The organism is Sphingomonas sp. ATCC 31555 (assembly GCF_000282895.1).
Taxonomy (GTDB): Bacteria; Pseudomonadota; Alphaproteobacteria; order Sphingomonadales; family Sphingomonadaceae; genus Sphingomonas.
The window spans coordinates 65,302-84,956 of the sequence record NZ_ALBQ01000039.1 but is presented as its reverse complement, the minus strand read 5'-3'; the positions used below and the strand labels follow the sequence as shown (position 1 = coordinate 84,956).

General features: G+C 68.1%; 21 protein-coding genes. 10 read left to right on the top strand and 11 right to left on the bottom strand.

What is annotated here, in order from left to right; translation table 11 throughout:
• The first annotated feature begins 308 nt into the window (after positions 1 to 308).
• On the top strand, positions 309 to 671 hold the full coding sequence (locus B215_RS0115090; RefSeq protein WP_019370482.1) for a VOC family protein: 363 nt from the start codon (positions 309 to 311) through the stop codon (positions 669 to 671).
• A 117-nt stretch (positions 672 to 788) separates the two neighbouring features.
• A complete protein-coding gene (locus tag B215_RS21415) occupies positions 789 to 1,082 on the top strand; it encodes a hypothetical protein (RefSeq protein ID WP_152997842.1) in 294 nt (97 codons plus the stop codon).
• A 28-nt stretch (positions 1,083 to 1,110) separates the two neighbouring features.
• Here B215_RS21415 and B215_RS0115085 read toward each other — a convergent pair whose 3' ends face one another.
• Both B215_RS0115085 and B215_RS0115080 read right to left on the bottom strand, forming a co-directional pair.
• Positions 1,111 to 2,154, bottom strand: coding sequence for a D-cysteine desulfhydrase family protein (locus B215_RS0115085; RefSeq protein WP_019370481.1), 1,044 nt, complete (start codon positions 2,152 to 2,154; stop codon positions 1,111 to 1,113).
• Entirely contained in the window at positions 2,151 to 2,969 is an 819-nt protein-coding gene (locus tag B215_RS0115080) for an LD-carboxypeptidase (protein ID WP_026009295.1), read from the bottom strand. The genes B215_RS0115085 and B215_RS0115080 overlap by 4 nt, the downstream gene beginning before the upstream one ends.
• Before the next feature lie 39 nt (positions 2,970 to 3,008).
• On the opposite strand from B215_RS0115080, the gene B215_RS0115075 reads away from it, so the two are divergent.
• From B215_RS0115075 to B215_RS0115065, 3 genes are all read left to right on the top strand, one after another.
• The gene (locus tag B215_RS0115075; protein WP_019370479.1) at positions 3,009 to 4,403 is read left to right on the top strand and encodes a glutamate ligase domain-containing protein; all 1,395 of its coding nucleotides are present in this window, start codon (positions 3,009 to 3,011) and stop codon (positions 4,401 to 4,403) included.
• Positions 4,404 to 4,500: 97 nt separating this feature from the next.
• Positions 4,501 to 4,914: a hypothetical protein gene (locus B215_RS0115070; protein WP_019370478.1), complete on the top strand. Its 414-nt coding sequence runs from the start codon at positions 4,501 to 4,503 to the stop codon at positions 4,912 to 4,914.
• Complete coding sequence (locus tag B215_RS0115065; RefSeq protein WP_019370477.1) at positions 4,911 to 5,120, top strand: helix-turn-helix transcriptional regulator; 210 nt, start codon at positions 4,911 to 4,913, stop codon at positions 5,118 to 5,120. The genes B215_RS0115070 and B215_RS0115065 overlap by 4 nt, the downstream gene beginning before the upstream one ends.
• Before the next feature lie 22 nt (positions 5,121 to 5,142).
• Here B215_RS0115065 and B215_RS0115060 read toward each other — a convergent pair whose 3' ends face one another.
• Both B215_RS0115060 and gluQRS read right to left on the bottom strand, forming a co-directional pair.
• Positions 5,143 to 5,370: an HIG1 domain-containing protein gene (locus B215_RS0115060; RefSeq protein ID WP_019370476.1), complete on the bottom strand. Its 228-nt coding sequence runs from the start codon at positions 5,368 to 5,370 to the stop codon at positions 5,143 to 5,145.
• Between the two features lie 9 nt (positions 5,371 to 5,379).
• The gene (gluQRS, locus tag B215_RS0115055) at positions 5,380 to 6,222 is read right to left on the bottom strand and encodes a tRNA glutamyl-Q(34) synthetase GluQRS (protein WP_019370475.1); all 843 of its coding nucleotides are present in this window, start codon (positions 6,220 to 6,222) and stop codon (positions 5,380 to 5,382) included.
• Between the two features lie 99 nt (positions 6,223 to 6,321).
• Between gluQRS and B215_RS0115050 the strand changes: the two genes are divergently transcribed.
• Both B215_RS0115050 and B215_RS0115045 read left to right on the top strand, forming a co-directional pair.
• A complete protein-coding gene (locus tag B215_RS0115050; RefSeq protein WP_019370474.1) occupies positions 6,322 to 6,888 on the top strand; it encodes an HNH endonuclease in 567 nt (188 codons plus the stop codon).
• A gap of 255 nt (positions 6,889 to 7,143) precedes the next feature.
• Complete coding sequence (locus B215_RS0115045) at positions 7,144 to 9,366, top strand: transglycosylase domain-containing protein (RefSeq protein ID WP_236704480.1); 2,223 nt, start codon at positions 7,144 to 7,146, stop codon at positions 9,364 to 9,366.
• 6 nt (positions 9,367 to 9,372) lie between these two features.
• On the opposite strand, the gene B215_RS0115040 is transcribed toward B215_RS0115045, so the two are convergent.
• The gene (locus tag B215_RS0115040; protein WP_019370472.1) at positions 9,373 to 10,353 is read right to left on the bottom strand and encodes a DUF1176 domain-containing protein; all 981 of its coding nucleotides are present in this window, start codon (positions 10,351 to 10,353) and stop codon (positions 9,373 to 9,375) included.
• Positions 10,354 to 10,422: 69 nt separating this feature from the next.
• Here B215_RS0115040 and B215_RS0115035 point away from each other — a divergent pair, with 69 nt between their 5' ends.
• The gene (locus B215_RS0115035) at positions 10,423 to 11,292 is read left to right on the top strand and encodes a 3-hydroxyacyl-CoA dehydrogenase NAD-binding domain-containing protein (protein WP_019370471.1); all 870 of its coding nucleotides are present in this window, start codon (positions 10,423 to 10,425) and stop codon (positions 11,290 to 11,292) included.
• A 43-nt stretch (positions 11,293 to 11,335) separates the two neighbouring features.
• Here B215_RS0115035 and B215_RS0115030 read toward each other — a convergent pair whose 3' ends face one another.
• From B215_RS0115030 to lepB, 6 genes are all read right to left on the bottom strand, one after another.
• Entirely contained in the window at positions 11,336 to 12,091 is a 756-nt protein-coding gene (locus B215_RS0115030) for an EAL domain-containing protein (protein WP_019370470.1), read from the bottom strand.
• Between the two features lie 141 nt (positions 12,092 to 12,232).
• Positions 12,233 to 13,444 (bottom strand): methionine adenosyltransferase, encoded by a 1,212-nt coding sequence (metK, locus tag B215_RS0115025; protein WP_019370469.1) that lies wholly within the window; start codon positions 13,442 to 13,444, stop codon positions 12,233 to 12,235.
• 73 nt (positions 13,445 to 13,517) lie between these two features.
• Positions 13,518 to 15,077, bottom strand: a complete 1,560-nt coding sequence (lnt, locus tag B215_RS0115020; protein WP_019370468.1) for an apolipoprotein N-acyltransferase — start codon at positions 15,075 to 15,077, stop codon at positions 13,518 to 13,520.
• 43 nt (positions 15,078 to 15,120) lie between these two features.
• Positions 15,121 to 16,026, bottom strand: coding sequence for a GTPase Era (gene era, locus B215_RS0115015; protein ID WP_019370467.1), 906 nt, complete (start codon positions 16,024 to 16,026; stop codon positions 15,121 to 15,123).
• Between the two features lie 164 nt (positions 16,027 to 16,190).
• Entirely contained in the window at positions 16,191 to 16,847 is a 657-nt protein-coding gene (gene rnc, locus B215_RS0115010; RefSeq protein ID WP_019370466.1) for a ribonuclease III, read from the bottom strand.
• An 11-nt stretch (positions 16,848 to 16,858) separates the two neighbouring features.
• Positions 16,859 to 17,749 carry a signal peptidase I gene (gene lepB, locus B215_RS0115005; protein ID WP_019370465.1) on the bottom strand — a complete coding sequence of 297 codons (891 nt, stop codon included), beginning with the start codon at positions 17,747 to 17,749 and terminating at the stop codon, positions 16,859 to 16,861.
• 104 nt (positions 17,750 to 17,853) lie between these two features.
• Between lepB and pgi the strand changes: the two genes are divergently transcribed.
• Both pgi and B215_RS0114995 read left to right on the top strand, forming a co-directional pair.
• Positions 17,854 to 19,350 carry a glucose-6-phosphate isomerase gene (gene pgi, locus B215_RS0115000; protein ID WP_037513889.1) on the top strand — a complete coding sequence of 499 codons (1,497 nt, stop codon included), beginning with the start codon at positions 17,854 to 17,856 and terminating at the stop codon, positions 19,348 to 19,350.
• Positions 19,347 to 19,655 (top strand): alkylphosphonate utilization protein, encoded by a 309-nt coding sequence (locus tag B215_RS0114995; RefSeq protein WP_019370463.1) that lies wholly within the window; start codon positions 19,347 to 19,349, stop codon positions 19,653 to 19,655. The genes pgi and B215_RS0114995 overlap by 4 nt, the downstream gene beginning before the upstream one ends.

Sequence of the window (19,655 nt, the reverse complement as noted above, 5' to 3'; positions counted from 1 at the left end):
GTTGGGGTCTCGCGCGGTCAAAGAGCGTCGGCGTTGCGCCGTTTCGGGCAAGATTGGGAGCGCCCATGGGTTCGGCAAGAGGCGAGCCGCGTCGACGGGCTCGCGGCCATCCCCCTAACCCTTCCGCCGCTTCGCGGCTCCCTCCCTCTCCCGCAAGGGGGAGAGGGAGCAGATGCGCCCTACCTCGCTCTTCTCCTTGTGGGAGAGGGAGGGAGGCCGTCGCGGCAGGCGGTGAGGCGGGTGAGGGACGCCCCCAATACAAGCCGTTTCAAGTGGCGCAGACCGATCGGCGAGGATAGCCTGCGGGGATGGACCCCACCCACCACATCGCCGCCATCCTGCCCTGTCGCGACCTCGACGCGAGCACCGAATTCTACCGCCGGCTGGGGCTGGAGGTGACCGGCGACTATGGCCACTACCGCATCCTCGCGGACGACCGCGGCTGGCACCTGCACCTGCGGCACGAGGCGAACACGCCCCAGGCGCCGGACAATCCCTTCGGGCTGTACCTCTATGTCGAGGATGTCGACGCGGTGGCGGCGCGGGTGCGCGAGGCGATCCTCCAGCCGGGCACGCCGCATGCGATGCCGTGGGGAACGTACGAGTTCGCGGTGTCGGATCCCGATGGCGCGCTGGTGCGGGTGGGGCGGGTGCTGGGGGGCTCAGCGTAAGCTGCGCTGTGGGGTGCCGACGATCTTGGAAGAATGCGCTCGAAGCGTCCTTCACCAAGACTGTATAGATTTGATATGACGTATCGCTAGCGAAGCGCAACGGCATCGGAGTGAAGCGTGAGCAGGGACGGCCGACTACTAGCTGCGATCTTGCTCTTCGGGGCTTCTGCCATCGCGTGGCTCGTGCAAGCAGGAATTGTTCGCGCCTACATCTACGCCGCGGTTATGGGAAGCTGGTCGAGCTTCAGCAGCTTTTTCGGGGTTCAAGCTCCGGGCCAAAACTGTTTGGATTACTGCGTTGCAGACCTGCCGTTCAGCGCTGGCTGGATCGCTATCGGCTGTTTTTTTCTGGGGTTCACGCTGCTGCTTAGAGCATGGCTAAAGCCTGCTGCGCGTAGCGCCCAAGGCTGACTTGCATGCACGGGCAGAGCGAGGCGCACTACGGTTGCGGCTCTGACCCATGGCCCCCAAACACCTCCCGATACGCAAACAACCCCGGCACGCCGCCGGTCATGACGTACAGCACCGCCTCGCCCGGCTGGAATGCGCCGCCGCGGATCGCCGCGAGCAGCCCGGCGAACGCCTTGCCGCTGTAGACGGGGTCGAGCAGCAGGCCCTCGGTGCGGGCGAGCAGTTCCACCGCTTCGCGCATCGCCGGCGTGGGGATGCCATAGCCTTCGCCCCGCTGGCTGCCGTTGATCACCACCTCTTCCGCCGTCACGCTGCCCGGCAGGGCGTTGGCGGCGAGCGTCGTCTGGGCCAGCGCCAGCGTGTCGGCATGGGCGGCCTCGGGGGTGGCGAGGACGGCGTAGGACTGGACGCGCGCCGCGTCCTCCCCCGCCGCCGCCATGCCGGCGGCGAGGCCCGCATGGGTGCCGGCGCTGCCATTGGGGACGACGATGCGGGCGAAGCGCTCGCCCAGCGCCGCCTCTTGCGCGAGGATCTCCCAGGCGCAGGCGACATAGCCGAGCGCGCCGACCGGCGACGACCCGCCCGCGCCGACCACATAGGCCTTGCCGCCCGCCGCCCGCAGCGCCTCGGCGCGGGCGTGCAGGAGGGCGGGCCGATCGGTGTCGCCGGGGACGCGGTGGACGGTCGCGCCGAAGATCGCGTCGAGCAGCAAATTGCCGTTGCCGCGATAGTCGGCGTCGTGGCGCGGGACGACATCGGCCAACACCAACTCGCAGGCGAGGCCCATCCGTGCCGCCGCCGCCGCGCTCAGCCGGGCATGGTTCGATTGCAGCCCGCCGGTGGTGACAAAGGTGTCGCAGCCCTGCGCGATCGCGTCGCCGAGCAGGAATTCGAGCTTGCGCAGCTTGTTGCCGCCGCCGCCGATGCCGGCCACGTCGTCGCGCTTCACATAGATCCGTACCGCCGTGCCGAGCGCCGCCTCCAGCCGTTCCAGCCGCCCGATCGGCGAGGGGTGGGCGAGCAGCGCTACGGCGCCGTGGCGTTCGCGCAGGGCGTGCGGATCGGGGCTCATGCGACGCCGAACGGCACGACGCGATTGGTCGAGACATGCCCGATCGCGCAGCGGCCGAGATAGGGCACCTCCATCTCGCGGCACCAGCGCAGGATCATCTCGTCGATCGTCTCGCCGAAGGGCGGGTCGTTCTCGGCGATCGCAGTCACCGCGCCGAGGCGGATGCCGGCAATGCCCTTGAGCTGTTCGGCATGGGCCATGTTGAACAGCATCCGGTCGATCCGGTAGAGCGGCTCGTCGACTTCCTCGATCATCAGCACATGATCGGTGAGGTCGGGCAGATATTTGCTGCCGATCAGCGCGGTGAGGATCGAGAGGTTGAAGGCGGCAGCGGGGCGGCCGTCGGCCAGCGCGGGATCGAGGCCGCGGCGATCGCGCTCGATCAGCCAGCCGAGCGCCCAGCCGGTATCGCGGCCCGGATCGTTCGTGCCGATGCTGCTCGCCATCGAGGCATGGACCGGGTGGCCGATGCCGCGGGCGTAGAGCGCGCCCAGCACGAACCCCATGTCGGAAAAGCCCATATAGGTCTTGCGCCGCGCCGCCTCGCCCAGGTGCGGCATCACCGCGTCGAGGATGCGGTTCGATCCATAGCCGCCGCGCGCGAACCAGATGGCGTCGATCGTCGGATCGTTGGCGACTTCCAGGAACGCCGCCGCACGCTCGGCATCGGTGCCGGCGAAATGGCCCGCCGACAGATAGCATTGCGGGTGGAACACGATTTCGTGTTCGGGATAGGTGAGCGCCATGAAGGCGGCCATCCGCGCTGACGATTCCCGGGTAACTGGCCGCGCCGGCGCGACGACTCCGATCCGCATATGCTTGTATGGTCTCCTCGAATTGCCGATAGCGTGCCGATGCAGCATGGCAAAGCAACCTTCTTCGTAGGGATCGGCGGTTCGGGGATGATGCCGCTGGCGATGATCCTCGCCGGCCGGGGGACCCAGGTATCGGGATCGGACCGCAGCCTCGACAGCGGGCGGCTGCCCGCCAAGTTCGACTGGCTGAAGGCCAAGGGCGTGGCGCTGTTCCCGCAGGATGGCAGCGGGATCCAATCGGCCGAGCAGGTGGTGGTCGCCTCCGCCGCGATCGAGCCGAGCGTGCCGGACATGGTGCGCGCGGCCGAACTGGGCTGTGCGCGGATGTCGCGGGCCGAACTGCTGGCGAGCCTGTTCAACGCGGCGGCGCTGCCGATCGGGGTGGCGGGGACCAGCGGCAAGTCGACGGTGACCGGCATGATCGGCTGGATCCTCCACGCCTGCGGGCGCGATCCCACGGTGATGAACGGCGCGGTGATGAAGAATTTCGCGGGGCCGGATGCGCCGTTCGCCAGTGCGCTGGTGGGGGCGGGCGACGCCTTTGTCAGCGAGGTGGACGAGAGCGACGGATCGATCGCCAATTACTGGCCGCGGATCGCGGTGCTCAACAATGTCAGCCTCGACCATAAGTCGCTGGAGGAATTGCGGCTGTTGTTCGGCGCCTTTGCGGGCAAGGCGGCGACGACGGTGGTCAATGTCGGCGATGCCGAGAGCGCCGCACTGGCGGCGGGGCTGGACCGGGGGCGGACGCTGACCTTCGCGGTGGAGGGCGAGGCGGACCTGACGGCGCGGAACCTGGCGCCCGAGGCGTTCGCGGTTTCGTTCGATCTGGCGACGGGCGAGACGGTGCGACGGGTGCGGCTGCAGGTGCCGGGGCGGCACAATGTCGCCAACGCGCTGGCGGCGATCGGTGCAGCGACGGCGGCGGGGGTATCACTGGAGGATGCGTGTAAGGCCGTCGAGGGCTTCACCGGGCTGCGGCGGCGCTTCGAGCTGGTCGGCGAGGCGGGCGGCGTGTCCGTCATCGACGATTTCGGGCACAACCCGGACAAGATCGCCGCGACGCTCGATACGCTGCACGCCTTTCCGGGGCGGCTGCTGCTTCTGTTCCAGCCGCACGGCTATGGTCCGCTCAAGGTAATGCGGCGCGAGCTGGTTGCGATGTTCGCGACCAAGCTGGGGCGTGAGGACGTGCTGGTGCTGCCGGACCCGGTCTATCAGGGCGGCACGGTGACGCGCGAAGTGACCAGCGCCGATATCGTCGCGGCGGTGGCGGCGACGGGCGCGCAGGCAGTGCACATCCCCGATCGCGCGGCGGCGGCGGCGCATCTGGTGGCGCAGGCGCGGCCGGGCGACCGCATCGTCGTGATGGGCGCGCGGGATGATACGCTCAGCCTGCTCGCCGAAGAGATGGTGGCGCGGCTCGCCAAGTGAATTCCTCCCCATGCCGGGAGTGCCCATGTAAACCTCGCTTGACATGTAAAGCGTGGTTGACGTAAAGTTTCCTTGTCAACCCGTAAGGAGGCTTTGCATGGTTTCGCAGACACCCGCTGCCCAGCGCTATCTGAAGCGCTTCGTGCCGACGATGATCGGCTATGTCGTCGCGGTGATGGGGGCGAGCGTTGCTGTCGCCCTGCTCCAACCCAAGGGCGCGGCGCTGATCGCGATTGCGCTGGTGCCGGCGCTGGCGATCGTCGTGCTGCTCGTCGTGATCGGCTGCTATGTCCACGAGGAGACGGACGAATATCTGCGCCAGCGGATCGTCACGGCGATGCTGTTCGGAATCGCGGTGGTGCTGGCGATCTCGGCAGTGCTCGGCTTCCTGCAGATCTACCGGGCGATCGGCCAGATCGACGTATTCTGGGCGTTCCCGCTGTGGTGCGGCAGCTGGGGCCTGGCGCAATGCGTGCTCGCCTGGCGCGACCGCATGGGAGACGTGGCATGAACAACCGCCTCCGCGCGCTGCGCGCCGAGCGGGCGTGGAGCCAGCAGGACCTGGCCGAGCGGCTGGAGGTGTCGCGCCAGAGCGTTAACGCAATCGAGACGGGTCGCTACGACCCTTCGCTGCCGCTCGCCTTCAAGATCGCCGACCTGTTCGGCCTCGCCATCGAAGAGATTTTCATCAATCCCGCGAAGACGCCGGAGCAATGACGCCCGCCCCTGCGGTCGGCGCTCAGCTCTTGGCGGAGGCGATCAGCAGGATCAGCGCGGCAAGCCCGATCGCCACCGCCTGAAACAGGATGCGCTTCTGCATCAGCTTGTTCGATCGGATCGCGCGTTCGCTGGGGCCGGTGCCTTCCAGATCCTGACTGGTGGTGCCGGCCATCGTGACCAGCCCCTTGATGAGGAAGAACAGCGTCGTGAGGATCGCCGCAATGAACAGGATCGCAAGAAGCCACATGCCGGCAACCTACGCCTGTATTGCCGTGAAGCCAACCGGTACTTCCCCTTTGCGCAGTCGGTCGGCGAGCGCCGCGCCGTCCTCGCCCGCCAGCCGCAGTGATTCGAGCGTGGGCGCGCCGTGCCGCTTGGCGAGGCGGGTGCCGTCCGGGCCGGCGAGCAGCGCGTGGTGGCGATACTCGGGCGTCGGCAGATCGAGCAGCGCCTGCAGCAGGCGGTGGACATGGGTGGCGGCGAACAGGTCCGTGCCGCGCACGACATGGCTGATGCCCTGCGCGGCATCATCGACCGTCACGGCGAGATGATAGCTGGCCGGCGCATCCTTGCGGGCCAGGATCACGTCGCCATGGCGCAGCGGATCGGCGGCGACCGCGCCGGCCACGGCATCGTGCCAGACGAGCGGGCCGGTGCGGGCAACGGCGGCGGCCATGTCCAGCCGCCAGCTGTGCGGGCGCGCCAGATCGGGCGCGGCGAGGCCGCGGCAGGTTCCGGGATATAGCGCGCCTTCGGGGCCGTGCGGCGCGGAGAGACTCGCCGCGATATCCGCGCGGGTGCAGAAACAGGGATAGAGCAGGCCCATGGCGCGCAGCCGCTCGAGCGCCGCCTGGTAGAGAGGCAGGCGCTGCGACTGGAAGACCGGCGGTTCGTCCCATGCCAGCCCCAGCCAGGCGAGATCGGCCAGGATCGCCGCGACATGTTCGGGGCGCGAGCGGGTGCCGTCGATATCCTCGATACGCAGCGTGAAACGACCCGCCTGCGCCCGCGCGAAATCATGTGCCTGAAGCGCGGAAAAGGCGTGGCCGAGGTGCAGTCGACCGGTGGGGCTGGGCGCGAAACGGGTGTGGATAATCATGAATGTGGCTCTTGACCGCGAGTCGCGGCATATGCTGTCATGCGGACGTCACGCTTCTGCGCAAGAGGCGAGGCACCGAAATCGAGGGTGAGGGACCGCATGTACCATCCCGATCTTATACGCCATCCCGATGGGTGCCCGGCGCTCGTGCTCAACGCCGACTATACGCCGCTGAGCTATTATCCGCTGAGCGTGTGGCCCTGGCAGACGGCGATCAAGGCGATCTTTCTCGACCGTGTGGACGTCGTCTCCTATTACGAGCGGGAGGTCCGAAGTCCCAGCGCGAGGCTGAAGCTTCCTTCGGTCATCGCGCTCAAACAATATGTTCGACCTTCGCAATTCCCCGCCTTCACCCGGTTCAATCTGTTCCTTCGCGACAAGTTCGCCTGCCAATATTGCGGATCGCACCGGGACCTCACCTTCGACCACGTCATTCCCCGCGCCCAGGGCGGGCGCACCACCTGGGAAAATGTCGCCACCGCCTGCGCCCCCTGCAACCTGAAAAAGGGCGGCCGCACTCCCCTCCAGGCCGGCATGCCGCTCCACATCCAGCCGATCCGGCCGACGAGCTGGCAGCTCCAGGAACATGGCCGGCGCTTCCCCCCCAACCATCTGCACGAAACCTGGCGCGACTGGCTCTACTGGGACATCGAGCTGGAGGCCTGAGCGGCTGGCCGAGCGGCATCTGTTTTTTTCCGTGAAAGCGAAAAGGCACGAAGACGTTTCTTTCGCGCAGAGGCGCAGAGAACGCAGAGGCGGTTTGCCTATAATGCAGACTCCGCCTGCTTCGTTTCCGCGCTGTTCGCTGACGAGGCCTGTCTCGCGTCCTCCGCGCCTTCGGGTAGACGGAAAATGCCCGGTACCCCGCCAAATACTACGTGTGTTATTGCGATAACACAGATACTCGGCTAAAGCGGGCGGATGGCGCGCGAGCCCGGTATCCCCGATAGTCGATTCCCGTTGCGGCGCGATGGCGCCGACGACGATGTGGCGCAACCTCAAGGCTGGCGGCCGCAGGGACGGCGCGACAAGCGCGAGCCGATCTGGCGCCCCGGCATGGGAGCGGGCGAAACTGCCGCAGCGGCAGAGCCATTGCGACCGGGATATGGCGGAGGCGGCGGTTTCGACGGCGGCGACGAGCTGCCGCCCGGCGCGTCCGGCCGTCGCCGGATCCGCTGGGGCCGGTGGATCGTCCGCGGCCTGGCCGTCTGCATCCTGCTGTTCATCGCCGCGGTCGCCTGGCTGGCGATCACCGCGCCGCTTTCCAAATCGCTGCGGCCGCCCGCGCCGCCTTCGATCACGCTGCTAGCCGCCGATGGCACGCCCATCGCCCGGCGCGGCGCAGTGATCGCGGCCCCGGTCGACGTGGCGAAGCTGCCGCCGCATGTGGCGCAGGCGTTCATCGCGATCGAGGACCGGCGCTTCTATGGCCATTGGGGCGTCGACCCGCGCGGCATCGCCCGCGCCTTCTATCACAATCTGAGCTCGGACGGCGGTTCGCAGGGCGGCAGCACGATCACGCAGCAGCTGGCCAAGAACGCCTTCCTCAATTCGCGCCGCACCTTCGGGCGCAAGGCGCAGGAAGTGCTGATCGCCTTCTGGCTGGAAGGCTGGCTGACCAAGGACGAGATCCTCTCGCGCTATCTGTCGAACGTCTATTTCGGCGACAATGTCTACGGCCTGCGCGCCGCCGCGGAGCATTATTTTTCGACCAGCCCGGAACGGCTGACGCTGAGCCAGGCGAGCCTGCTCGCGGGCCTGGTGAAGGCGCCGAGCCGGCTGGCGCCGACCGGCAATCTGAGCGGCGCGCGCGAGCGGCAGCGGCTGGTGATCGGGGCCATGGAAGAAGCCGGCTTCATCACGCCGGCCGAAGCGCGGCGGGTGCGGCCGGCGGTGCTGCGCGTACGGGACCGTGAGGAACAGCTGCCGAGCGGCACCTATTTCGCCGACTGGGTGCTGCCCGAGGCGCGCGATCGCGCCGGCGGCGTCGCCACCGAGCAGACGGTGACGACGACGCTCGACACCCGGCTGCAAAACGCCGCCGAGCGGGTGATCAAGGCATCGGGCCTGGGCAAGGCGCAGGTGGCGCTGGTGGCGATGCGGCCGGACGGGCGTATCGTGGCGATGGTCGGCGGCCGCAACTATGCCGCCAGCCCGTTCAACCGCGCAACGCAGGCGCGACGCCAGCCGGGCTCCGCGTTCAAGCTGTTCGTCTACCTGGCGGCGCTGCGTTCGGGAATGACGCCGGACACGATGGTGGACGACGAGCCGGTGCAGATCGGCGAGTGGAAGCCCAGCAACAGCGACGGCCGCTATGCCGGGCGGATCACATTGCGCCAGGCCATGGCCAAGTCGAGCAACGTGGTCGCCGCGCGCCTGATCCAGAAACTGGGCGTGGGCCGGGTGACGCAGGCGGCCCGCGACCTGGGCATTTCGACGCCGATCGGCGACGACGCCTCGATCGCGCTGGGGACCTCGACCGGATCGCTGCTGGAATTGACGGCGGCCTATGCGGCGGTGGCGAACGGCAGCTACCCTGTGCGGCCGCGCGGGCTGGACGAAGAGGAATCGGCCGACGACTGGCTGGCGCGCCGGCTGGGCGGGCCGAGCCGGTTCGATGAACGGTTGCTCGACGATCTCCGCTCGATGCTGGAAACGGTGGTGCAATCGGGCACCGGCCGGGCGGCGGCGCTGCCGGTGCCGGCATTCGGCAAGACCGGCACGACGCAGGACGGGCGCGACGCGCTGTTCGTCGGCTGGGCGGGCGATCTCGTCGTCGGCGTGTGGATCGGCAATGACGACAACAGCCCGGTGGCGGGCGCGGCGGGCGGCGGCCTGCCCGCGCATATCTGGCGCGACTTCATGGTCCGCGCACTGGGCCTGACGCTGCCGCCGCCACCGCCCTCCGAGCCGGAGAATGTGATCGACGAGAACGGTTTCGACCTGGAAGGCGCGCTCGACGATGCGGGCGTACGGGTGGACGAGGAAGGCGTGCAGCTCGATCTCGATCGCGTGCGCGAGCTGGTGCCGGAGGGCGAGGCGCGCGACGCGATCCCGCGCAACGTGCGCATTCCCGTGCCGGGCGACCCGGCCGCCGATCGCCGCCGTCGCACCGAGGGCGAGCCGCGCGAAGGCGAGGAATAGGCCGAATCAGCGCCGGACGGCGGCGCGCCAGACGGTCAGCCAGTTGGTCGAGCCGCGGCAATCGTCCATCCGGTGGAGCGCGGTGGCGCGGAAGCGGGTGCCGTCCCACACATAGTCCGCTGCTTCGCCGCAATCGCCGAGCCCGCGCCCCTTGGCGTAGCTGGAGAGCGTGCCGGTGCGCGCATCCCAGCTCGCGTTGACCAGCGTTTCGTCCATCACGGCGCCGGCGGCGGTGAACCGTGCGAGCGCCGGCTTGCCGCCCCGTAGCACATAGACCGTGCTCGACTGGTTGTAGGCGCCGGCGCCGCAGGGCAGCAGCACCAGCGTGGCGCCACCGCCGAGCGCGCCGGTCTCCGCTTCCGGCTGCGGAAAGTCGGGCATATAGTTTTCCGCACAGCCGCTGATCCGGTTTAGCGTGGCGAGCTGCGCCCGCGACAGCGGCGCGGCGTGGCGGCCGGGAGAGACTGCCCGGATCACCGGCAAAGGCGGCGGTGCAGGCACGGCGGTGGCCGGCTTCGTTCCGCGCGCGACCAGCGCGGTGACCCCGCCAGCCCGGCCCTGTTGCGCATCGATGAAGCGCAGTGCGGCGGCAGCGCCGGCAAGCGAGACGTTGCCGCCCCTGCCCTCGACCCCGGCGCGGCGGCCTTCGGCCAGCGCGGCGGCGATGCGCAGGGCTTCCGCGCCGGTGAACCGCAGCGCGCCCTTCTCCGCTCGGCCGGTGGCAACGCGCTTGCCGTCGACGGCGAGGGGGCGCGCGCCGTCGCCGGTATCCGGCAGCGAGAGCGTGACGACGACCGCGCCGGTGGGGCCCGCCTCGCGCGTAACGGACAAGGCCGTGCCGTCGATTTCGGTCGCGCCGTCCACCGGCTCGAGCGACGTCATCTCGCAGCGGCGGACATTGTCGCAGGCTACCGCCCAGTCGGTGAAGGTCTTGATCGGGCCGGGAGCGGAGGCGGCGAGGGCGAGGGCAAGGGCAGGCAGGAACATGCCGCAGATGCTAGCCGAGCCCCGCCCGCTTGCGTAGTAGGGCGGCAACAGGATTTGCAGGAGACGGACATGAAGACGGTGGGCGTGATCGGTGCGGGCCAGATGGGGGCGGGCATTGCCCAGGTGGCCGCGCAGGCGGGCTATCAGGTACTGTTGTCAGACGTCGATCAGGCGCGTGCCGAAGCCGGCAAGGCGGGCATCGGCAAGCAGCTGCACCGCGCGGTGGAGAAGGAGAAGATCTCCGCCGCCGATGCCGAGGCGGCGCTGGACCGGATCACGCCGGTGGGCGAGCTTGCCGCGATGGCGCCGTGCTACCTGGTGATCGAAGCGGCGACCGAGCGGGAGGCGATCAAGCGCCAGATCTTCGAAACGGTTGGCAAGGCGCTGGGCGCGGATGCAATCCTGGCGAGCAACACCTCGTCCATCCCGATCACGCGGCTGGCGCAGGCGGCGCCCGATGCGGCGCGATTCATGGGCGTGCATTTCTTCAATCCGGTGCCGGTGATGGGCCTGATCGAGCTGATCCGCGGCCTGGCCACCAGCGATGCCACGGTGGCGGCGGTGGAGGCGTTCGGCCAATCGCTGGGCAAGCGGATCGTCCATGCCAATGATGCCCCGGGCTTCATCGTCAACCGCGTGCTGATGCCGATGCTCAACGAGGCGTGCTTCGCGCTGGGCGAGGGCGTGGCGACGATCCCCGACATCGATGCGGCGTGCCAGCTGGGGCTGAACCACCCGATGGGGCCGTTCACGCTGGCGGACTTCATCGGGCTGGATACCTGCCTCGAGATCACCCGCGTGCTGTTCGAAGGCACCGGCGATCCCAAGTTCCGCCCGGCGCCGTTGCTGGTGAAATATGTCGAGGCGGGATGGTACGGCCGAAAGACCAAGCGCGGCTTCTACGACTATAGCGGCGCCGAGCCGGTGCCGACGCGCTGAGCGGCGCGTGCTTCCTGCCGGTCCGCGGCAGGAAGCACGGCGATCATGCGTTGGCGGTGGGACGGGTGATGCGCGACGGGGGAAGCATGCCGGCGAGCGGCGGCGCCACCAGATCGCCCTGCACGTAGAAGATGCCATAGCCGCGCAGGCGGCGCAGGGCGGAGTCGCTTTCCACACCGTCGGCGATCACGCGCATCCCGTGATCGCGCAGCTTGGGGGTGAGTTCCTCCAGCATCAAGCGGCGCGACCAGCTATTGTCGATGCCGGCGACCAGCTCGCGATCGAGCCGCACCATTTCCGGGCGGTAGCGTACGCACGGGTTGAACCCCACCGGATCATGGCCGAGGCCGACAAAGGCGGTGAGGCTGCCGGCGCGGCGATTGCCTTCAACCAGATCGGCAAGCTGCTGGCCGGGAATATCGCCATAGCCGTGCACCGCGAAGATCATCCGTTCGGTGGGCAGGCCCGCGCGGCGACCCGCATCGCTGGCGGCGGCGAGCGATGCACCCGGCACTGCGGCGGCGGCGGCGTGGATCGGGATCAGCAGCCGGGCATTGTCTTCGTCCAGCCCGGCGGTCATTGCCAGATAGATCGAGGCGAGCGCGACGCGGCGATCGAGTTCGGCGTGATGCACGCGCGGCAGTTGCGCGAAAACCTCGTCGCCGTCCTCGCCCTCGGGGCCGCGCAGCATGGCCTCATAGGCGAAGACGCGCCCTGCCGCGACATCGTAGATCGGGCGGAAGGCGATGTGCAGGCCGCGCCGGGCGGCCGGCTGCAAGTCCTCCTGATCGAGAACCATTCAATGCTCCCATTCGACCGCGTTAACCATCGGCGGTCCCGACGAGTCTTATAGGGAGCGTTACGGACCCGGTGTGCACCGGACACGAAAAAGCCCCGCGGCGGGTGCCGGCGGGGCTCTTCGCGTTCGAGCGACGATCGATCAGGCGGCGAGTGCGGCCTTCAGATCCTCGACCAGATCGGTGCGCTCCCAGGGGAAGAAGTCACCCTCGGGCTTGCGGCCGAAGTGACCGTACGCAGCGGTCGGCTGATAGATCGGCTTGTTGAGGCCGAGATGGGTGCGGATGCCGCGCGGGGTGAGGCCGCCCAGCTTCTCGATGCCCTGGATCGCCTGCTCGATCTTGTCGTCGCCGACGGTGCCGGTGCCGTGGGTGTCGACATAAAGCGACAGCGGCTTCGACACGCCGATGGCGTAGGCGAGCTGGATCGTGCAGCGCGTGGCGAGGCCGGCGGCGACGATGTTCTTCGCCAGATAGCGGGTGATGTACGCCGCCGAACGATCGACCTTGGTCGGATCCTTGCCGCTGAACGCGCCGCCGCCATGGGGCGAAGCGCCGCCATAGGTGTCGACGATGATCTTGCGGCCGGTGAGGCCTGCGTCACCGTCCGGGCCGCCGATTTCGAACGAGCCGGTCGGGTTGATATGGTACTCGGTCGCGTCCGACAGCAGCTCGGCCGGGAGCAGGTCGGCAACGACCTTCTTCACATAGGCGTGGAGCTCGGCTTCCTTCTCGCCCGCGTCATAGCCCGGCGCGTGCTGGGTCGAGACGACGATGGCGGTGGCTGCAACCGGCTTGCCGTTTTCGAAGCGCAGCGTGACCTGGCTCTTGGCGTCGGGCTCGAGGAACGGCGCTGCGCCCGAATGGCGGTCGGCGGCCATGCGCTCGAGGATCTTGTGGCTGTAGTAGAGCGTCGCCGGCATCAGGTCCGGGGTCTCGTCGCAGGCGAAACCGAACATGATGCCCTGGTCGCCGGCGCCTTCGTCCTTGTTGCCGCTGGCGTCCACGCCCTGCGCGATGTGCGCCGACTGGCCGTGCAGGTTGTTCTCGAAACGGAAAGTCTGCCAGTGGAAGCCCGACTGCTCATAGCCGATGCGCTTCACCGTCTCGCGGACGGTCTTCTCGATCTCTTCCTGCGCGCCCGGGGCCCAGGCACCGTTCTCGTACACGCCCTTGCAGCGGATTTCGCCGGCAAGCACCACGAGCTGGGTGGTGGTCAGCGTCTCGCAAGCGATGCGGGCTTCGGGATCCTTGGACAGGAACAGGTCGACGATCGAGTCGGAAATCTGGTCGGCGACCTTGTCGGGATGGCCTTCGGAGACGGACTCAGACGTGAAGAGATAGTTGGAACGCATGAAAATTCCTCGGTTAGGGAAGGACTGCCGGGCCGTTGCCATGCCCATATAAAGCTTTCCTTATATCAACTCCCTAACGAGCCCATCGCCGAATGGCAATCGCGAACAATCCCGCAAGCGCGGCGACGAGCAGCACCATCCAGTTGCCGACCTTCGAAAAGAGCGTCGGCGGCAGCGGGCGAGGCAGCGGCAGACGGACCGCGCCGGCCTGGCCCGGCGGGACGGTACCGAGCAGCCGGCCATGGCCGTCGATCAGCGCCGAGATGCCGGTGGGGGTGGAGCGCAGGATCGGCAGGCCTTCCTCGATCGCGCGCAGCCGGGCCTGGGCCAGATGTTGCGGCGGGCCCCAGCGGCCGAACCATGCGTCGTTCGAGGGATTGAACAGGAAGTCCGGCCTGTGCGCTTCGTCGACCACTTGGCCGGAAAAGACGATCTCGTAGCAGATCTGGATGCCGGCATTGCCGAAGCCGGGCAGGGCCAGCGCCCGGGGGCCGGGGCCGGGCACATAATCGATATCGCCCATCACCAGCCGGGCGAGCCCCAGCGGCGCGAGCAGCGTCCGCATCGGGAGATATTCGCCATAGGGCACCAGATGCGCCTTGTCGTACCGGCTGCCGAGCATTCCGTCGGCATCGATCGACCAGACCGAATTGCCGATGCCCGCAACCGTATCGCTGCGATCGAAATGGACGGCGGTACCGCCGATCAGCGCGCGATCGCCCGGGCCGAGCACCGCGGCGATGCGCGCACGAACGAGGCGCGGATCCTGACGGTACCATTGCGGCGGATAGCCATCCTCGACGAAGTAATCGACCATGCCTTCCGGCCAGACGACCAAGCGCGGCTGCGGGCCGGGCCTGCCGCTGAGCGCGATCATCCGGTTGAGCAGATACTCGGCATAATCGGGGCGGCTGACGGCGTCCTGGCCGATATTCGGCTGGACAATCACCACCTGCATGCCGCTCGCCGTGCTGATACAGGGCATGCGATCGCAGCGATCCGACCAGCCGAGGTTCAGGGCGAGCAGCGCGACGGCAACGACGCCGGGCGCCCGATATTGGCGCTGCGTTGCCAGGTAAAGCGTGCCCGCCGCCGCGACCGTAACGCCGGACAGCGCATAGGTGCCGATCCATGCGGCGAGGTTGCGTACCCCCGGCACCGGCACCCAGACGACGCCCAGGGGGTTCCAAGGATAGCCGGTGAACAGCACCCCGCGCAGCCATTCGGTGACGATCCAGGCGGCGGCGGCGGCAAGGACATAGCCGAGATCGGGTTCGACCCAGCCCGAGCGGGCCTTCACCCGGCGCGCGAAGATCCAGGCCGCGCCCATCGCCAAGGCAGGATAGAGGGCGAGATACACCGCCAGCAGCACCACCGCGCCATAGCCGAGCGCCGGCGGCATCTTGTCCTGAAAGTCGAAGGCGTGCTGGATCCAGTTGTTGCCGAGCGTGAAATGGCCAAGCCCGAACAGCCACCCGCGCGACAGCGCGCCCCGCAGGCCGGGCGCGCGAAACACCAGCGCGAACAGGCCGGCGAAGCACAACAGGGTCAGCGGCCACCATTCCAACGGCGCGAAGCCGGTGGCGGAGACGAAGCCGAGGAGCAGCGAAGCGAGCAGGGGACGGCGGAACATCGCGGGCGTGCCTACACCAAGCCGGCCCGCGACGGAACGCCGATCAATCGACCCAGTCGAGCCCGATCTCGCGGTAAAGGCTGCGATCTTCTTCCCATTTCGGGTTGACCTTGACGTGCAGATACAGGTGCACCGGCACGCCCATGATCCGCGACAGCTCCGCCCGGGCGCGAGCGCCGATTTCCTTGATGCGGGCGCCGCCCTTGCCGAGCACGATCGCGCGCTGGGTGTCGCGGGCAACGAGGATCTGCTGGTGGATCTCGACCGATCCGTCCTGGCGCTCGCTATACTTCTCGGTCTCCACCGCGCTGGCATAGGGCAGTTCGGCATGAAGCTGGAGGTAGAGCTGTTCGCGGGTCACTTCGGCGGCGATCATCCGTTCGGTGGCGTCGGACACCTGGTCTTCCGGGAAGTGCCATGGACCGGCGGGCATCGCCCCGGCGAGCGCCGCCTTGAGCTCGGGCAGGCCGTCGCCCGTCTGGGCGGAGACGAAATAGGTTTCATCGAACGCCATCGTTTCGTTGAGCTTGGCCGCATGGCCCAGCAGGCGCGGCTTGTCAGCAATGTCGACCTTGTTCAGGATCAGTACCTTGCGCTCGGGGCGGCCCTGCAGGCTCTTGAGGATGGCGTGGACCTTCGGGCCGATGCCGCCCTTGGCATCCACGACGAGCGCGATCAGGTCCGCGCCCTCCGCGCCTTCCCAGGCGGCGGCGACCATCGCGCGATCCAGCCGACGTTCGGGGGTGAAGATGCCGGGCGTGTCGACGAGCAGGAGCTGGGCGTCGCCTTCGATCGCGATGCCCATCAGCCGGGCGCGCGTCGTCTGCGCCTTGGGGCTGACGATCGCCACCTTCTGGCCGACCAGCGCATTGACCAGCGTGGACTTGCCGGCATTGGGTGCGCCGACGATCGCGACGACGCCGCAGGATTGGGATGTGGGTTCGGTCATGGGTTCCGGTTGTAGAGGGGAATGGGGGTGGGGGCGAGGGGTGGCGTACTACTGAGCCCCTCCCCTTCAGGAGGTGGGGTGGGGCGGGGCCTCACCGAGACCAGGCTGCGTTCTGGAATTCCTTCACCCACAACCCTCCTTCCAGAAGGAGGGGCGCAAGGAAATCAGCCGCCCAGCTTCGCCAGCAGCGCGGCGGCGGCGGCGGTTTCGGCTTCCTGCTTGTTGCTGCCTTCGGCCGAGGCTTCGGCAAGCTTGCCGACCGAAACCTTCACCGTAAACCGTGGCGCGTGGTTCGGCCCCGAGCGATCGACCACCTCATATTCGGGCGGGCGGCGGTTGCGGGCGGCTGCCCATTCCTGCAGCGCCGACTTCGGGTGCTTCGGCGCCTTGGCATGGGCATCGATCCGCTCGCCCCAGGCGCCGCGGACGAAGCCGCGCACCGCATCGAGCCCGGCTTCACGGTAAAAGGCGCCGATCAGCGCCTCCATCACGTCGCCCAGCACATTGTCGCTGTCCGCCGCGCCGTCGTCGCGCGCCTGCTTGCCGAGGCGGAGGAACGGCACCACGCCGAGTTCGCGGGCAACATCGGCGCAGACCGGGCCGGTGACGAGCGCGTTGAGGCGCCGCGAAAGCGCGCCTTCGGGTTCGTCCGGAAAGCGTTCGAACAGCCATTCGGCGACGATCAGGCCAAGCACCCGATCGCCGAGAAATTCCAGCCGCTGATAATTGCCGGCGGCCTGGCTGCCATGGGTAAGCGCACGTTCGAAAGCGGCAAGATCCTGTGCCGGGCGGCCGAAGGTCCGTTCGACCCAGCCGCCCAATCCCTGCGCGCTCAGAAGCCTTCTCCGATCCGGCTCCAGCGCGCGGCGGACACCCAGGTCCAGGGCAGGAACCAATTGGCGCTGCCATCGGTGGACCAGAAGTTCACCACCGCCTTGCCTTCGATATTCTCGATCGGCACGAAGCCGATGCCGCTGCCATAAGGCGGCTGCGGGAAGCGGCTGTCGGTGGAATTGTCGCGGTTGTCGCCCATCAGGAAGACATGGCCGGCGGGCACGGTGAAGACCTGGGTATTATCCTGATCCAGCATCGCCAGATCGAGCACATTGTAGCTCTTGCCGCCCGGCAGTGTCTCGCGGAAGCGCGGCATTCGGCAGACGAGGTGGCCATCGGCTTCCTGCTGCACCATCGATGGCGCGCAGCCGCGCCCCTGGGTCGCGGCGCTGGCCACCGGATAGTTGGGCGAGATCGGCAGCACGAAATCGGCGATGCGCTGCTTCGGCACCGGCTTGCCGTTCAGGATCACCTGACCGTCCACCATTTCGATCGTATCGCCGGGCAGGCCGATGACGCGCTTGATCCAGTCTTCGCCATTATGGTTCGGCGCCTTGAACACCACCACGTCGCCGCGCGCCGGCGTGCCGGGGAAGATGCGGCCCGGGATCAGCGGCAGGCTCCACGGCAGCGAATGCTTCGAATAGCCGTAGTTCCATTTGGTGATGAACAAATAGTCGCCGATCAGCAGCCGCGGCAGCATCGATTCGCTGGGGATGCTGAACGGCGAAAAGATGAAGCTGCGCACGATGAATACGATCAGCGCCAGCTTGAGCAGGAAGGTCGCCAGATCGCGCCATTCCGATTTCGGCTTTTCCGGTTTGGCGGCAGGCGCTTGCGCGGGCGCAGGGCTCGGCGCGCCGGTTTCGGTGGCGGGGGGCGTTTCCATGGGCACTGCTCTGCTAGGGCGCGGCGGGGAGGTCAAGCGGTGGAATGAGGCTGGAATGGGCCGGTGCGGGACGATAGGGGGACGCTGCCACCAAGGAGATGAACATGGCCTTGCCCGACTGGACGCCGATCCGATCCCTTCCCGCTGCGAAGCTCACCGACCTGTTCGCCGCCGACGCCGACCGGCTGTCGCGGCTGAGCCTGGACGTCGCCGGCATCCATTTCGACTGGTCGAAGACACACCTGACGGCGGAAGCGCTGGCCGCCTTCGCCAGCCTTGCCGACCAGATGGACTTCACCGCGAAGCGCGACGCGCTGTTCGCCGGCGAGGTGGTGAACGTCACCGAAGGCCGCGCCGCCGAGCACACCGCCGAGCGTTATGAAGGCGCCCCCGATAGCGTCGCGCGGGCCCGCAGCCAGCATGCGAGGATGCGCGCGCTGATCGATGCGATCGAGGCTGAGGCGCTGGGGCCGATCCGCCATATCCTGCACATCGGCATCGGCGGCTCCGCGCTGGGGCCGGACCTGCTGGTCGACGCGCTGGGCCGCGACATGGACCGGTATGACGTGGCGATCGTCTCCAATGTCGACGGCGTGGCGCTGGAAAACGCGATGGATGCGTTCGATCCGCAGGCGACGCTGCTGGTGATCGCCAGCAAGACGTTCACCACGACCGAGACCATGCTCAACGCGCAGAGCGCGCTTTCCTGGATGGTCGAGGGCGGGGTCGAGGATCCCTATGGCCAGGTGGTCGCGCTGACCGCGTCGCCCGACAAGGCAGTGGAATGGGGCGTCGACGAGACGCGGGTGCTGCCCTTCTTCGAGAGCGTTGGCGGGCGTTATTCGCTCTGGTCGTCGATCGGTTTCCCGGCGGCGCTAGCGCTGGGCTGGGATGCGTTCGAGGAGCTGCTCGAAGGTGCGGCCGAGATGGACCGCCATTTCCGCCTGACCGAGCTGACGCGGAACGCCCCGGCGCTCGCCGCCTTCGCGGACCTCTATTACAGCCAGGCGCGCGGCTGCGAGACGCGCGCGACGTTTGCCTATGACGAGCGGCTGAAACTGCTGCCCAGCTATCTCCAGCAGCTGGAGATGGAATCGAACGGCAAGCGCGTCACGGCCGAGGGCGAGCTGGTGACCTGGCCCACGGCGGCGATCACGTGGGGCGGTGTCGGCACCGATGCGCAGCATGCGGTGTTCCAGCTGCTCCACCAGGGCACGCGGCTGGTGCCGGTCGAGTTCGTCGGCGTGATCGAGGCGGGCGATGCGCTGGCCGAGGGGCATCACCGCCAGCTGCTGCTCAACATGTTCGCCCAGGGTGCCGCGCTGATGGCGGGCAAGGGGCATGAGGATCCGGCGCGTGCCTATCCGGGCGACCGGCCGAGCTCGACGCTGCTGCTCGACAGCCTCGATCCGCGCACGCTGGGCGCGCTGATCGCCTATTACGAGCACCGCACCTTCGTGAACGCCGTGCTGCTCGGCATCAATCCGTTTGACCAGTTCGGCGTTGAGCTGGGTAAGGAAATGGCAAAGGCCGCCGACAAGGGCGGGCTCGACTTCGATCCTTCGACCAACGACCTGATCCAGCGGGCGTTCGGCGCGTGAGCGGCGGCGAAGACGAATATGTCTATGACGAGGCGAGCGGGGAGTGGATCCCCGCCGCCGAGGCCGCGGCCAAGGCCGATGCGGCAGACATGGTGGAAGTGCGCGATTCGGTGGGCAACCTGCTGCAGGACGGCGACCAGGTGACGCTGATCAAGGACCTGACCGTGAAGGGCGCCGGCCAGACGCTGAAGCGCGGCACGCTGATCAAGTCGATCCGCCTGACCGGCGACGCGCAGGAGATCGACTGCAAGTTCGACGGCATCAAGGGCCTGGTCCTGCGCGCGGAGTTCGTCCGCAAGCGGTGA